This window comes from Gordonia sp. B8661-1 (assembly GCF_059427765.1).
Genome location: NZ_JCAHRL010000003.1, coordinates 361,783 through 375,196, shown reverse-complemented (window position 1 = coordinate 375,196; position 13,414 = coordinate 361,783). Strand labels below are relative to the sequence as shown.

13 protein-coding genes and 4 tRNA genes are annotated in these 13,414 nt (G+C 65.5%); 10 read left to right on the top strand and 7 right to left on the bottom strand.

Features of this window, described 5'->3' with window-relative positions:
* Positions 1–3: 3 nt before the first annotated feature.
* A complete protein-coding gene (locus AC4JJG_RS09210) occupies positions 4–1,356 on the bottom strand; it encodes a glycosyltransferase 87 family protein (RefSeq protein ID WP_495400773.1) in 1,353 nt (450 codons plus the stop codon).
* Between the two features lie 231 nt (positions 1,357–1,587).
* Between AC4JJG_RS09210 and AC4JJG_RS09205 the strand changes: the two genes are divergently transcribed.
* A complete protein-coding gene (locus AC4JJG_RS09205) occupies positions 1,588–2,139 on the top strand; it encodes a hypothetical protein (RefSeq protein ID WP_495400774.1) in 552 nt (183 codons plus the stop codon).
* Positions 2,140–2,245: 106 nt separating this feature from the next.
* Here AC4JJG_RS09205 and AC4JJG_RS09200 read toward each other — a convergent pair whose 3' ends face one another.
* On the bottom strand, positions 2,246–2,863 hold the full coding sequence (locus tag AC4JJG_RS09200; protein ID WP_495400775.1) for a uracil-DNA glycosylase: 618 nt from the start codon (positions 2,861–2,863) through the stop codon (positions 2,246–2,248).
* 689 nt (positions 2,864–3,552) lie between these two features.
* Positions 3,553–3,627 (bottom strand) — tRNA-Val (locus AC4JJG_RS09195).
* A 219-nt stretch (positions 3,628–3,846) separates the two neighbouring features.
* On the opposite strand from AC4JJG_RS09195, the gene AC4JJG_RS09190 reads away from it, so the two are divergent.
* The 7 genes from AC4JJG_RS09190 (at position 3,847) to AC4JJG_RS09160 (ending at position 7,096) form a co-directional block, all read left to right on the top strand.
* A tRNA-Gly gene (locus AC4JJG_RS09190) sits at positions 3,847–3,919 on the top strand.
* Between the two features lie 22 nt (positions 3,920–3,941).
* Positions 3,942–4,015 (top strand) — tRNA-Cys (locus tag AC4JJG_RS09185).
* Between the two features lie 18 nt (positions 4,016–4,033).
* Positions 4,034–4,108: transfer RNA gene (locus AC4JJG_RS09180), tRNA-Val, on the top strand.
* A 226-nt stretch (positions 4,109–4,334) separates the two neighbouring features.
* A complete protein-coding gene (locus tag AC4JJG_RS09175) occupies positions 4,335–4,628 on the top strand; it encodes a hypothetical protein (RefSeq protein ID WP_495400776.1) in 294 nt (97 codons plus the stop codon).
* 157 nt (positions 4,629–4,785) lie between these two features.
* Complete coding sequence (locus AC4JJG_RS09170) at positions 4,786–5,784, top strand: DUF808 domain-containing protein (RefSeq protein WP_495400777.1); 999 nt, start codon at positions 4,786–4,788, stop codon at positions 5,782–5,784.
* Positions 5,785–5,812: 28 nt separating this feature from the next.
* A complete protein-coding gene (locus tag AC4JJG_RS09165) occupies positions 5,813–6,688 on the top strand; it encodes an LLM class flavin-dependent oxidoreductase (RefSeq protein ID WP_495400778.1) in 876 nt (291 codons plus the stop codon).
* Between the two features lie 63 nt (positions 6,689–6,751).
* Entirely contained in the window at positions 6,752–7,096 is a 345-nt protein-coding gene (locus tag AC4JJG_RS09160) for a hypothetical protein (RefSeq protein WP_495400779.1), read from the top strand.
* Between the two features lie 54 nt (positions 7,097–7,150).
* Here AC4JJG_RS09160 and AC4JJG_RS09155 read toward each other — a convergent pair whose 3' ends face one another.
* The 3 genes from AC4JJG_RS09155 to AC4JJG_RS09145 all read right to left on the bottom strand — a co-directional run bounded on the left by AC4JJG_RS09155 (position 7,151) and on the right by AC4JJG_RS09145 (position 10,811).
* Positions 7,151–8,524 carry a phosphotransferase family protein gene (locus AC4JJG_RS09155; protein WP_495400780.1) on the bottom strand — a complete coding sequence of 458 codons (1,374 nt, stop codon included), beginning with the start codon at positions 8,522–8,524 and terminating at the stop codon, positions 7,151–7,153.
* Complete coding sequence (locus AC4JJG_RS09150; RefSeq protein WP_495400781.1) at positions 8,515–9,681, bottom strand: acyl-CoA dehydrogenase family protein; 1,167 nt, start codon at positions 9,679–9,681, stop codon at positions 8,515–8,517. Before AC4JJG_RS09150 ends, AC4JJG_RS09155 begins: the two co-directional genes overlap by 10 nt.
* A 101-nt stretch (positions 9,682–9,782) precedes the next feature.
* Positions 9,783–10,811 carry an alpha/beta hydrolase gene (locus tag AC4JJG_RS09145; RefSeq protein WP_495400782.1) on the bottom strand — a complete coding sequence of 343 codons (1,029 nt, stop codon included), beginning with the start codon at positions 10,809–10,811 and terminating at the stop codon, positions 9,783–9,785.
* Positions 10,812–10,950: 139 nt separating this feature from the next.
* Here AC4JJG_RS09145 and AC4JJG_RS09140 point away from each other — a divergent pair, with 139 nt between their 5' ends.
* Complete coding sequence (locus tag AC4JJG_RS09140; protein WP_495400783.1) at positions 10,951–11,511, top strand: GNAT family N-acetyltransferase; 561 nt, start codon at positions 10,951–10,953, stop codon at positions 11,509–11,511.
* Positions 11,512–11,550: 39 nt separating this feature from the next.
* Here the strand turns inward: AC4JJG_RS09140 and zapE are convergent, their stop codons facing one another.
* Positions 11,551–12,564 (bottom strand): cell division protein ZapE, encoded by a 1,014-nt coding sequence (zapE, locus tag AC4JJG_RS09135; protein WP_495400784.1) that lies wholly within the window; start codon positions 12,562–12,564, stop codon positions 11,551–11,553.
* 35 nt (positions 12,565–12,599) lie between these two features.
* Between zapE and AC4JJG_RS09130 the strand changes: the two genes are divergently transcribed.
* A complete protein-coding gene (locus AC4JJG_RS09130; protein WP_495400785.1) occupies positions 12,600–13,400 on the top strand; it encodes a dihydrofolate reductase family protein in 801 nt (266 codons plus the stop codon).
* The last annotated feature ends 14 nt before the right edge of the window (positions 13,401–13,414 follow it).

Genomic DNA, 13,414 nt, shown 5'->3' with positions numbered 1-13,414 from the left:
AGACTACGGGAGAGCCGGAACTCGACGTCGCCGCGCGCGCTCACCCAGGAGGATGACCCCGATCGTGCACAGTGCGATCAACGGGTAGCAGCCCGCATACAGCGTCACCACAATCCGGTCGTACCACTGCGGGTCGGGCCAGCGCGGCATCATGAAGAGTCCCAGAGCGATCGCGTGGTCGGCTCCGAACAGCCGCGGACCACTCTCGTACCAGTGATGCCAGTAGGTGAAGGACAGCGCGATGATCGCACCGGGCACCAGCCATCGCCACCACCGTCGGCGAGCGTCGGCGTTGCGCCCCGCGTAGTCGATGGCGACGACCAGCAGCGGCACGAACCACACCCAGTGGTGTCCCCAGGAGAACGGCGACACCATCGATGCGGTCATGCCTGTCGTCGACACCGCGAGCAGTTCCTGCCCGCGACGATGGGCGATGACCGCGGCCCACACCCCGAGTGTGCCGACGAGCACGGCGATGGGCAGCCACATCCATGTCGGCGCCGCGAAGTACGGTCCGCCCCGCATCGGATGGAGATATCGCTCGACGTCGTAGTAGGCCAGCATCTGCGACAGGAAACCCTTGACCGATTGGTTCGCGGGCGAATCCACTCGGCCGATGCGCGCCGAACCCGCGAAGTCGCCCGTCCAGTACCGCCACGAATCACGCGGCACCACAAGGAAACCGATCACGACGGTCGCCGCGAAGGTCGCGACACCGACGATGGCGGCGCGCCACCTGCGCGTTGCGGCGAGATAGACCAGGAAGAACGCCGGCGTCAGCTTGATGCCTGCCGCGATGCCCACGCCCACACCGCGGTACCGGGCGGCCGCCGCGCCGAGGAACACCAGATCGAGCAGCACCAGAAACATCAGGAAAATGTTGATCTGGCCGAGCCAGATTGTCGTCCGGACGGGTTCGAGAGCAGTCGAGCAGATGGCCAGCAATCCGCCGAACACCAAGAGCCGCAACCCGATCCGATAGCTCAGGCTACGGAAGCCGAGGACGATCACCGCCACCAGGCATGCCATGATCGCGACGAACCAGAGCACATTCGCGACGCCCTGCCCGATCCACGCGAGCGGCGCCAGCACGATCGCCGCGAACGGCGGATACGTGAAGTACATACCGATGGCGACGGTCGTCCGATACAACGAATCGCCCCGCAGCAGCGTGTCCGCTCCCCCGCGATAAACGATCAGATCGGTGTTGTTGTGGAATAACCCGTACAGCGGATTGTCGATGGGGAACGCGGTGATGTGCCAGACGATCACGCCCACCGCGGCGACCGCCGCACCCGCGAGCATCCACCAGGTGATCGTCGGCCGGTCCACCTCCGCCGACGCCGCGTCGTCCACATGATGACGGTATCGGGCGGTTGACTCATTTGCGTGGCGAAACACGCAACGTCCGATTGATCCGGCTTGTCGGCATCACGGGTGGTCGATCCACTCTCCGCCTCTGTATCGTCTCAACCGCAGCATGATTCACGCCCGCACTCATCCGGCGGTCGAATCGAACTTCCCGGACGGTACTGTCGACGCCGCGCGGGTGCTCCGCGAGTGTTGCTCGCCCGACGAAGGAACCTCGTGCTGATCGACATCACATGGACGCAGCTCACCGATGTGTCCGCTCCCATCATCAGCGGCTGGCAATATGTGGGGTTCTTCGGCGCGCTCCTGCTGCTCATCACGCCTGTCGCCCTGTGGAAGCTCCGTTGGGCAGCGATGTGGCGCTGGCGACGGTCGGTGATCTTCTTCGTCGGCTGGTTCTGCGTGTACTTACCGGCCGTTGTCGGCCTCACAACGGTTATCGGTGACACACACGCTGAGATCGGCGCCGATGAGGTCATGGCGCAGTTGCTCCCCAATCGCACCCCGATCACTCGGACGACCTGGTTGGAGGTTGCTCCGACCGACCACGCGACCAACTCGGTCCTCGATGTTCCGTACAAGGGCGACCAGTTCGGATACCAGGTCAACTTCACCGCGCTCACTGCGCACAGCGACACTCTCCGGTGTCACGCAGAGGTGTTTCTATTTCGGCAGGAAAGCGCCAGGGGCCAGCCGGCACCCGTGTTCGCCCGCGCGATTGGATTCTGCACTGAACCTTCCCCGGCGCACATTTCGCCGAGGCCATAGTCTTTCGAGTGCGATGTTGTGCAGACGTCGTGCATGACAACCGGATAACGCCTCGACCTAGTGGGCCAGCTTGGATCGAACCTGCCCGGACACACGCTGAGCTGAGTCAGTCACGCAGTGCGTCGGCGGCCTCTGCGAACGAACTACGGAGGTGCGCTTCGCGTTGCTCGCGGATAGCGGCATCTGGCGTCCACAGCGCCTGTCGGCTGGTGTGATAAGTCTCGATGGTAGTGAGACCCCGCACGTCATTGGGATAGCGTCGCCGAAATCGCTTCCACGCGACCTGAGCATCGCCGCCGTGCGCCATCACGACCCGCAACTGTGGACACAACGCCGCCACCCGACGAAGCACCGGCAGACCCCGGTCGATCTCGACAGACGTCGGCTTGCGATTGACGTACCAAGGGTACGTGTTCCAGCCCATCAAATCGCCAATGCTGATGCCTGCGTCCGTGAGCAACGTGATGAGCCGTTCGGCCGACGGGTCATCGTTCTCGGGGCTCAGCATCCCGCTGCCGTGACCTTCACGGGTCTTCGGCCCCGGGTCACGGAAGATTACAAGCAATCGTGCATTGATGCCGCCCATCGCTGGAGCGACGTAGGGCATCCATTCCCCGTCGGTGCGGAGTTCGTCGACGAGGCGATTGATCGGCTCAACGTGCGGCAGATAGACACCGTCAGCTTGCTCGCGCCTGTAGCGAGGATCAGCCATCTTTCGGACCATGCGGGAACTGTATCGGCCCCGGCCGACAGCGCGACGCCCCGATGGGAGGAAATCCCCGGAGTTGTTTCCGCGAGGCCCTGCTGCACCGAAGCGGCGAAGCTCGGCACGCCGACGTCTGCCGAGCACTGGAGATCCCCGAGACCGACAACGCGCACCACCTGGCCGTGATCCAATCGGGCACCTGGCCCACGGCTCACGCTCCCGAGTAACTAAGCGCTATTCGGAGACGTGGCGCGCAAGCGGTTCGCCCGCTACGGCACTCCACGAACAATCTGCTTACTCGATGGCCCTGGCCGACCATTTGCTAGCGACCCTCAATAGATAGACCACTCTGTTAGCCGGCCTGATCGCACTTTCGCTGCTGAGATCCTCCGGCAACCAGAGTTCGTGCGTGATCGCATGTGCCGACACGCCCAACAGAGCTGACTGGCTTCTCACGGCAGGAGCAAAGCTCCGGTGAGATTGACCAGACCGGGCGGACTAGTCAGAGGGCGGACCGATGAAGTGACCGCGAAGCGAGACCGACTCAGCGAAGGCAAGCGCTCTGCGCTTCTCGGCTTCTAACGGGGCCAACCACTCCTAGCTTGTCTGACTACATCAGACTTGGGCCGATCGAAGCGGTCTGGCATGGGTTCGTTAAGCCGCTATTGCACGTATTATGCATGCTGGCCAGCAAAAACGCTCCGGCTTGGTGGTCCCGGCTGGGATCGAACCAGCGACCTTCCCGGTGTGAACGGGACGCTCTTCCACTGAGCCACGGGACCGCGCTCGGCGCGAGGCGCCGGTGCACGAGCCAGAAGATTACACGGTGGTCGCCGTGTTCCCAAAATCGGACGGCTCGCGCGTCGGCCGCCGGACGACTGTTCGGCCACTACTCGACGCCACGCCGTTGACCTGGCGATTTGGCGTAGTTGCGTCGCGTCCGATAGTGTTCTGCTTCGCGTCGAGAGCAACAACGATCCACAAGATCAGCTCCCGACCACGCGGATGTAGCGCAGCTGGTAGCGCATCACCTTGCCAAGGTGAGGGTCGCGGGTTCGAATCCCGTCATCCGCTCGGCGCGAGTCGACTCGCATCTGGTGGTGTGGCCGAGTGGTGAGGCAACGGCCTGCAAAGCCGTGTACACGGGTTCGATTCCCGTCGCCACCTCCACCACCAATTTCATATCCTGCGCGATTAGCTCAGCGGGAGAGCGCTTCCCTGACACGGAAGAGGTCACAGGTTCAATCCCTGTATCGCGCACCAGAGTTAGAGCAGTTCAGCCCCGGTTGCCACCGGGGCTGAACTTGTTCTGCGATAGTTGCGCTCTGTTCACGCGAGTACTTCGAGAAGCAGGTCGACACCCGGTCACGGGCCACACATCCGCGAAACCCGTTCAAGCAGCCTTACACTCCGGAAAGCGCCGGGTGATCACCGCATCTGGCGGGCAGGCACGGTTGAACGCCAGACGGAGGCAATTCGAGGATGTCAGATGGATGACGAGATGGACGAGATTGAGCACGACCCCGAACTGGACGCCCTGGCGGACGACTTTGAGCGCGGCGATTTCACCCTGATTCCGGGTGCGGGGGAAATCAATCCGGCACCGCACTCGCTGCCGATAGGCCGCCCGGCACAGCCGCGCGGCATGTCACCACTACGGGCTTTTCGACTGCCGCGGGCGTTGGACCAACAGCTGACAGCCTACGTCGAATCGAGCGGCGAGTCCGCCTCGGCCGTGGTTCGTGCCGCTCTCATCGAATACCTGTCGCGACACTCCACGTGACCACAACCCATCGCCACGAGAACCACGAAGCGGGGCACCTGCAAACCGGCCGCAGAGCGTAACGCCGACGCGGGGTTCGCTCACGACTTCGGTAGGCGTGGCAACGTATCCTCCAAACCGGACATACAAGCAACGACAAACTCTTTGGGAGGTTCCCGTGGCCGGAGGTCTCGTCGCCCTGCTGGACGACGTCGCGGCGCTCACCAAGGCCGCGGCCGCAAGCATCGATGACATCGGCGCCGCGGCGGGCAGGGCGAGCATCAAGGCGACCGGTGTAGTCGTCGACGACACCGCGGTCACCCCGCGATACGTTCACGGGTTCACGCCCGACCGTGAATTGCCGATCGTCGGCAAAATCGCCTTCGGTTCGATCCGCAACAAACTGCTGATCATTCTCCCGATCGCGATGCTGCTCAGTCAGTTTCTGCCGGCGGCACTCCCCTATCTGCTGATCGCCGGCGGCCTGTTCCTCGCCTACGAGGGCGCCGAGAAGGTGTACGAGGCGATCACGGGTCACGAGGAGGAGGCCGACGAGACCGCCGAGCGCGGACCGGCTTTCGAGAAGACAATGGTCAACGGCGCGATCCGCACCGATCTGATCCTGTCGGCCGAGATCATGGTCATCGCGCTCTCCTCGGTCGATTCCGAACCGTTCCTCACACGCCTGCTGGTTCTGATCGTCGTCGCCTTCCTGATCACCGCCCTCGTCTATGGTGTCGTTGCCGTGATCGTGAAGATGGACGATGTCGGTCTCTCACTCGCGCGACGCGATTCGCCGGTGATGAGCCGCATCGGCCGGGGGCTCGTCTCCGCCATGCCGAAGGTGATGGCGACACTCAGCGTCGTCGGCATCGCCGCGATGCTCTGGGTCGGCGGCCACATCCTGATCGTCAATCTCGGTGAGGCCGGATTCCATTGGCCCGCAGACCGACTGCACGATCTCGAGCATTGGTTCGCCGAACTCGTGCACGGCTGGTTCGGCGGTGTGCTGTCGTGGATCGCCGGGACCACCGTCTCCGCGCTCGTCGGACTCGTCGTGGGTGCCGTCGTCGTGGCCATCATGCACGTCATCCCCAAGCGATCGAAGAAGAGTGAGCCCGCCGATCACACCGCCTCACCGGCAGCTGAGCACACGGACCCACCGACAGAGCGATAGCACCGTCGACCGCGACACAGGAGGGGCCATGCCCGATTACGGACTGCCGCTGGAGTTCGGCTTCTTCCCGAGCCCGGACGCCGACAACTTCGACAACCTCATGGGCCTGGTCGGCATCGCCGAGGAGCGAGGCATCGACCTCGTCGCCATCCAGGATCACCCCTACCAGAAGCGGTTCCTCGACACCTGGACGCTGCTGTCGGTGATCGGCGCGCGTACCGTACGTCTCCGGGTGACCCCCGATGTCGCGTGTCTGCCGCTGCGACCACCGGTCATGCTGGCGAAGGCAACCGCATCCCTCGACCGGATCACCGGCGGCCGAGTGGAACTCGCCCTCGGAGCGGGCGCGTTCTGGGACGCGATCGTCGCTGCCGGCGGACCCCGGCGCACGCCCGGTGAGGCCGTCCGCGCACTGACCGAGGCCATCGATCTGATCCGCCGGTTCTGGGCCGGCGGCACGCTGCACGTCGACGGCGAGTTCTATGCGGCGAAGGGACTGCACGCCGGTCCCCCGCCCGCGCATGACATCCCGATCTGGCTGGGCGCCCTCGGACCGAAGATGCTGCGTCTCACCGGGTCCACCGCGGATGCCTGGGTGCCCAGCCTCGGTGTGGTCGGACCGGAGAAGATCCCGGCGATGGCCGAACAGATCGATGACGCCGCACGGGCGGCAGGCCGGGACCCGTCGGCGATCACGCGCGTCTACAACATCGACGGCCGATTCGGCACGGGCGCAGGGCTTCTCCAGGGTTCGCCCGCACAGTGGGCCGAGCAACTGGCCGAGATCACTCTGACGCTCGGGTTCAGCACCTACATCCTGGCCACCGACGATCCGACGGATCTCGCCCGCTTCGCCGACGAGGTCGCTCCGGCCACTTGCGAATTGGTCGCCGACGCACGCTGAATGCCTCCACCATTCGGATGACATGGCTCGGTCCCAGCGCCGACCACCGCTAGACTTCCGCACATGATGAAAACTCGGATCATCGCGGGATTCGCCGCGCTGGCGGCAACCGGCGCACTGGTCACCGTCGTACCCGCCACCGCCGAGGCTGCTCCCGTGCTCATCGGAAAGCACTGCAGCAGAGCTCAGCTGGGCACCGTCTGGTACACCCACAACACGGCAGACCGGGTGATCTGCCTCAAGGGCCGGAAGGGCAACACCTGGGCCCGCACGACGGGAAGTATGGACCCGCAACCTCGTCGGGCCGGAGAACGATGCAACGGGAAGTACCAGATCGGTCAGACAGTCCGCTTCAAGGGCCTTCGATGCGACGGAAAGCGCTGGCGGGCCGGTCCGTACACCTACTGAGCAGGTGACGCCGGCTCAGCGTCCACGGTGAGTGAGGTGCACGGGGCACAGGGATCATCGATCGATCAGATAGCGGGGATTCGCAACTCGCAGCCGTTCCAGCACGGCCGCCGACATTGCTTGTCGCACCGTGGGATCCGTTGCCTTCGCGGCTCCCGACCGGATGGCCTGGGCCAGGGCGCGCTCGTCCTCGACGCCGGCGGCGGTCACTGCCTGCCGGACGTGCGGCGCATCAGCGGCGCCGACCTCGCGTCCGGCCATGCCGAGAAGATTGAGGCAGATCTTCACCAGGTAGCGCTCCCGGCCACGGTCCGCGGGTAACGCGTCCAGGACGTCACCGGCCATCGTCTCCGACACGAGGGCGAGAATCTCCTCGACCGATGGACGGTCGTGGAGACTGTCGGCATCGGTCCCGGTCCGCCCCGACGGCGGCACTGCCGACTCGTCGAGGAGATCCAACACCAGCAGTAGGTCGTATTCCGATTCGCAGACCCGGCGCCCGATGGCCGCGAGTTCCAGCGAATGTTCTTCACCGCTGAGGTGGCGATGTGCCTGCATCTGACTGATCACCAGCCAGCGCAGGGTGCCGAAGACCTCCCACCACAACAGTTCCTGGGCATCCGGCCGTACGCCGGTGACGGCCTCGTACCCGTCGAGCAGGTCCTCCCGATGACCGACTCCGGCGACGGGCAGCGGCGCGCCGAACCGCCAGGCCCGCACACACAGCCAGCCAAGATCCTCCATGGGGTCACCGATGTGCGCGAGTTCCCAGTCCAGTACTCCGGTGATGCCCCTGCCGTCGATGAGCAGATTGCCGAGGCGGAAGTCGCCGTGCACCAATGCATCGTCCCGCGGGGACGGGCGATGCTCGTGCAGCCAGCCCAACGCCGCCTCGACGACCGGCCGCGGATCGTCGAAACCCCGGTGTAACCGCTCGAGCGACTCGAGCGGATCCTCCCGCGACAATCCGTCCAGCCCGTCGGTCGGTGTCCGGTGGATGAGCCCGAGAACGCGGCCCATATCCCGCGCCAGAAGCGGCCGAACCTCTTCGAATTCGGTGTTCCGCTGAATCTTTCGCGCGAGCGCCTCCCCGGGCACGAGTTCGGTGAGGACATAGGGCGCGTCGATGCCCCGGGCGTCGTCCCCCGCCGCGAGCAACGCGGGCACAGGCACGCCGGAGGCCGCACCGGCCCGCAGACATGCCGCTTCCGCACGCATCCGGTCCGGTTCGCCGTGGCCGGGCGGGTCACGGCGCAACACCACGACCGAGGGGACGGGACCCGCCGACGTCACCTCGGCGGCCCAGGTCTCGCGACTCGCGCCACCGGTCAGTTGCCGGACCGAGTCCACGGTGACGTCCACACCGTATGCGCGCGTGAGGATTCCGGCGACTCCGTCCGCCAATGCCGCAGCGCCGGTCACCGCCACGGCGCCGCGTCCGGGTCACGAAGCAGGCGTCGTGCGGTCGACATCCGGTGCACTTCGTCGGGGCCGTCATAGACACGTGCGTAGCGCGCCTGGCGGTACATCCGTTCCAGTGGCAGATCGGCCGTCAGTCCCAACGCGCCGTGCACCTGGATGGCTCGGTCGACGACGTTGTGCAGCATGCGGGCACCCCAGAATTTGATGAGCCCGATCTCGACGCGTGCATCGTCGCCGGTGTCCATCACGCGGGCCGCGTCCAGGGTCATGAGACGTGCCGCCTGGATCTCGGCCGCCGACTCCGCGATGTACCTGTGCACCTCTCCCTTCTCCGCCAGGAGCGAACCGTGCACGAACCTCGAATTCGCACGCTCACACATCAATTCGTAGGCACGCTGCGCTTGCCCCAGCCACCGCATGCAGTGGAAGATGCGGCCGGGGCCGAGGCGATCCTGGGCGATCACGAACCCCTTGCCGCGCTCACCGAGCAGATTCTGCGCCGGCACGCGGACATCGGTGAGGCGGACCTCGAAGTGATCACTCGGGTCGTGACCCATCGTCGGGATGGCCCGCACGATCTCGAAGCCCGGAGTGTCGGTGGGTACGATGATCGAGCTGATACGCGCGTGCCGCGGGACCGACTCGTCTTCGGTGCGGGCGAACACGGTGCAGTACGCAGCTTGATCGGCCCCCGTGGTGAACCACTTGTGCCCGTTGATGATCCATTCGTTGCCGACGAGTTCGGCGCGCGTCGCGATCAGTGTCGGATCGGAACCCGCGACCTCCGGCTCGGTCAGCCCGACAGACGGGAGCATCGTCCCGTCGACCATCCCGGTGATCCAGCGTTCCTTCTGCTCGTCGGTGCCATGCTTGTGCAGCATGATGGTGTCCTGCATCGTCACCGAGCCGACCGCCAGCTGACCGAATTCGGAACGGCCGATGATCTCGTTGAGATAGACGAAATCCAGGAAGGGCACCCCTCCGCCACCGACATCGGCGGGATGTCCGAGCGCCCATAGACCCAATTGTTTGGCACGCGAACGTAATTCGTCCAGGGCTTCGGCGTGGGTTTCCTCGGCGAGGAGGGCGGGTTCGGCCGGGATCACCTCGTCATCGATGAAGGTACGCATCCGGGCACGTAGATCGTCGAGATCGGTGGACATGGTTCCCCTTCCACGGCCCGGGGGTGTACGGCCGTGGTCTCATCCTGCCAGTCCGGGCGCGACAAGATCGCACATTCGTCTCACCGCACCCGCCGACCCGGTCAGTGGCCGGGAACCCGCAGGGCCTTCGCGACGGTGGGCCACGCACGGCGCATGTCCTGATTCCAGTACCCCCAGGAGTGCAGACCCGCCCGGTAATGGTAGGTCACAGGCACTTTCGCCTGCTTGGCGCGTGCTTCGAACGCTCGGGTGCATCGCAGCACGACACCCTCGAGAACGCCACCGACCGGCGAGGCCAGTCCGGCGAGGCCGAGCGCCGGGTCCGGCATACCGTTGCCGGACGAGACGAAGATCGGTTTCCCCTTGAGCACCGAGATGTTGGTGGCCGGATCGTGGGCCTCCCAGTCGGGCGCGTCCAGGGGACCCCACATGTTGTCGGGATTGCCGCCCCGGGTGGCGACCGTGGCCGCGGTCGCCTGCCGCATCTCGGCGCTGCTCTGGTCGAGGCATCCACTGAGTGCGACCACGCCGCGATAGAGGCGTGGGTTGCGGACGGCGATGGTCATCGCGCCGAGCGCGCCCATCGACAACCCGCCGATGGCGTTACGTCCGTTGCCGTGGAACCGTTCGTCGATCAGCGGCGGCAGTTCCTCGGTCAGGAAGGTCTCCCATTTATTCAGCCCCAGAACAGGATCCGGCGACGACCAGTCCGTGTAATAGGAGGCGGTGCCTCCGATCGGCAGAACGACGTTCACCGGCTTGTCCGCCATGAATCGCACGATGTCGGTCTGATTGGTCCAGCCGCTCTCGGTGTAGTTGGTGTACACGCCACCGTCGATACCGTCGAGCAGATAGAGCGTCGGTCGGGGTGCACTTCGCTTCGCGGGCAGCAGCACGGTGACACGTACCCGTTTACGCATGGACCGGGAGTCGACGGTGACCTCCGCCCGACGCTGCGACGTCATCGATACATTCACGATCCGCGACCCGTCGGGAGCCCTTTCCGACGAGCGCGGGCCCGCAACGCGGTCCGACGGTGCCGCCGACGCGGGGCCAACGGAAGCCACTCCGCTGATGGTCAGGGCAGCGACGGTCCCCAGGACGGCAGCACTCGCCCGCAGTGTTCGCATCAACGTTTCTCAATCTCCCCGTGGACGGCCCAGATACGCCGGTCCTGATGGTCGCGACGAATCGGTCACGACTTCGGGTAGATCTAAGCACGCGGACGTCGAATCGGTCGAGAGAATGCCCCGGCGTAGATTGCGAATCATGTCCGATCATCCCGCCACGGAGGCCATCACCGATCCGGCCCTGGCCCATGAGGTCGCCGATGTCGCGGCGGCGACGTTTCCATTGGCATGTCCCCCGCATTCGGCCGCCCCGATGATCGAACGGTTCATCGCCGAGAACCTGTCACCGAGCGAGTTCGCGCGGCACATCACCGATCCGGCCAGCGATGTTCTCGGGATCCGGGACCGCCCGGGCGGCGGCCTCATCGGTTACTGCCTCCTGCATCATCGCGAGCCCACGCAGTCCGACGTCGCCGCCGTCGTCACCGAGCGGCCGGTATCGGAGATCTCGAAAATGTACGTACTCGCCGATCACCACACCCGCGCGGGGAGACCGTCAGCCGCCCGACTTCTGATTGACCACGCACTCGACGTGTGCCGGCAACGCGGCAGCGTCCTCGCGTGGCTCGGTGTCAACCAGGAAAACATTCGCGCACAACGGTTTTACGGCAAGGCCGGTTTCACGAAGGCCGGTGAGAAGACATTCGATCTCGCCGGGTCCGTCGAGCACGACTACATCTACACCCAACCGCTGCAATAGGACGCCGACCGAGACGGACGACCCTCAGACCGCCGGCCCTCAGACCGCCGATTCCGCGAAACGCGACAGCGCCAGCAGTCGGGACGTGGCACGCAGGTACTTCTTCCGATAGCCACCGGCAAGCATCTCGTCGGTGAAGATCTCGTCGAGTTTCGCACCGGACACGGTCACCGGGATACCGGCGTCGTACAAGCGGTCGGCCAGGACGACGAACCGCAGAGCCACCGACTGATCGGCGACCGGGTGCACCTGACTGATGCACACCAGTGAGACACCGTCGACGAGCGCCTTGTACTTCGACGGGTGCAGCGTGCTGAGGTGTTCGCACAGCGCATCGAACTCGTCGAGGGTGGCGCCCGCGGTGTGCTCCGCGAGGTCGGCGAGCTCCGCATCCGTGCGCGGCTCCGGAGCGGGCGGCAGATCACGGTGCCGGTAGTCGGGGCCGTCGACGCGGATGGTCTCGAAGACCGACGACAGTTTCCGGATCTCCCGCAGGAAGTCCTGCGCGGCGAACCGTCCCTCGCCCAGCTGTCCGGGCAGCGTGTTCGAAGTCGCCGCGATGGACACGCCCTTGGCGGTCAGTTCGGAGAGAAGTCGCGACACGAGCATCGTGTCACCGGGATCGTCGAGTTCGAATTCGTCGATGCAGAGGACGGTGTGCTGCGAGAGCCGCTCCACCGCGTTCATGAAGCCGAGAACTCCGACGACATGGGTGAGCTCGACGAACGTGGCGAACGCCTTGGGGCCGTCGACGGCGTGGTAGATCGAGGCGAGCAGGTGCGTCTTGCCGACACCGAATCCGCCGTCGAGGTAAAGACCGAGACCCTGCGCGCTGGACTTCCGGGAGAACAGGCCGCGTTTTCCGCTACGGACCTTGCCGACCCGGGCGACGAAGTCGCGGGCCTTCGAGACCGCCTCGGCCTGGCTCGGTTCCGCCGGGTCCGGGATGTAGGAGTCGAAGCTCACCGAGTCGAACGTCGACGGTGGCACCATCTCGTCGATGAGCGCCTCCGGTGCGACCGCGGGGTTTCGATCGCAGAGTCGTGCCGTCATACGAGGAGAGTAGCGATCTGGGGAATGATGGTCGCATGTTCGGTCTACAGAAAGCGATCCAGGTCACATCCGGAACCGATGATGACGAGACACTGCGGTGGCTCGCGAACGCGTTCCGCTACCCCGATCGGCCGGCATCGCCCCCCTGCCTGCCGCGACCGTACGTCCGGGGCAACATGATCGCCTCCATCGACGGGGCGGTGACACTCGACGGACGTGCAGGAAGTCTGGCGGATGCCGGGGACCGCGCGTTGTTCCGGGTCCTGCGCTCGCTCGCCGACGTCGTGCTCGTGGGCGCCCGCACCGCGACCATCGAGGGATATCGCCAGCCCACGCCGGATGACGTTCTCGCCGCGGACCGGGAGGCGCGCGGCCAGGCGCCCGCACCCGCACTGGCCCTGTTGTCCCGCACCCTGACGATCCCCGCCGACTACGTTCCGATCGCCGCGGACGACACCGTGATCCTGACCTGCCGGAACGCGGATCCTGCTCGCCGCGAGGCACTTCTGGACGCCGGGGCCACCATCATCGATTGCGGTGACGACGATGTCGAGGTGCCCGAGGTGCTGGATGTGTGCGCCGAACGCGGATGGCTGAACGTTCTCAACGAGGGCGGGCCGACACTGCTGGGTTCCTGGATCGATGCCGACGCCGTCGACGAACTGTGCGTGACCACCAGTCCGGTCCTGGTGGCCGGCGACGTCAGCCGCATCGCGCACCACGACGCCGAGGAAAAGCCGCATCGGATGCGTCCGGCCATGATCCTCACCGACAGCGACGGATATGTGTACACGCGATGGACCCGGCCGGACGCGCAGGTGCTCACCGATCAGTGACTAGGCTCGCGGTC

Excerpts from the sequence above, each read along its gene's own strand:
- AC4JJG_RS09200 (WP_495400775.1), bottom strand. The coding sequence starts at position 2,863 with ATGGTCCGAAAGATGGCTGATCCTCGCTACAGGCGCGAGCAAGCTGAC.
- AC4JJG_RS09175 (WP_495400776.1), top strand. The coding sequence starts at position 4,335 with ATGGATGACGAGATGGACGAGATTGAGCACGACCCCGAACTGGACGCC.
- AC4JJG_RS09165 (WP_495400778.1), top strand. The coding sequence starts at position 5,813 with ATGCCCGATTACGGACTGCCGCTGGAGTTCGGCTTCTTCCCGAGCCCG.
- AC4JJG_RS09160 (WP_495400779.1), top strand. The coding sequence starts at position 6,752 with ATGATGAAAACTCGGATCATCGCGGGATTCGCCGCGCTGGCGGCAACC.
- AC4JJG_RS09150 (WP_495400781.1), bottom strand. The coding sequence starts at position 9,681 with ATGTCCACCGATCTCGACGATCTACGTGCCCGGATGCGTACCTTCATC.
- AC4JJG_RS09145 (WP_495400782.1), bottom strand. The coding sequence starts at position 10,811 with ATGCGAACACTGCGGGCGAGTGCTGCCGTCCTGGGGACCGTCGCTGCC.
- AC4JJG_RS09140 (WP_495400783.1), top strand. The coding sequence starts at position 10,951 with ATGTCCGATCATCCCGCCACGGAGGCCATCACCGATCCGGCCCTGGCC.
- zapE (WP_495400784.1), bottom strand. The coding sequence starts at position 12,564 with ATGACGGCACGACTCTGCGATCGAAACCCCGCGGTCGCACCGGAGGCG.
- AC4JJG_RS09130 (WP_495400785.1), top strand. The coding sequence starts at position 12,600 with ATGTTCGGTCTACAGAAAGCGATCCAGGTCACATCCGGAACCGATGAT.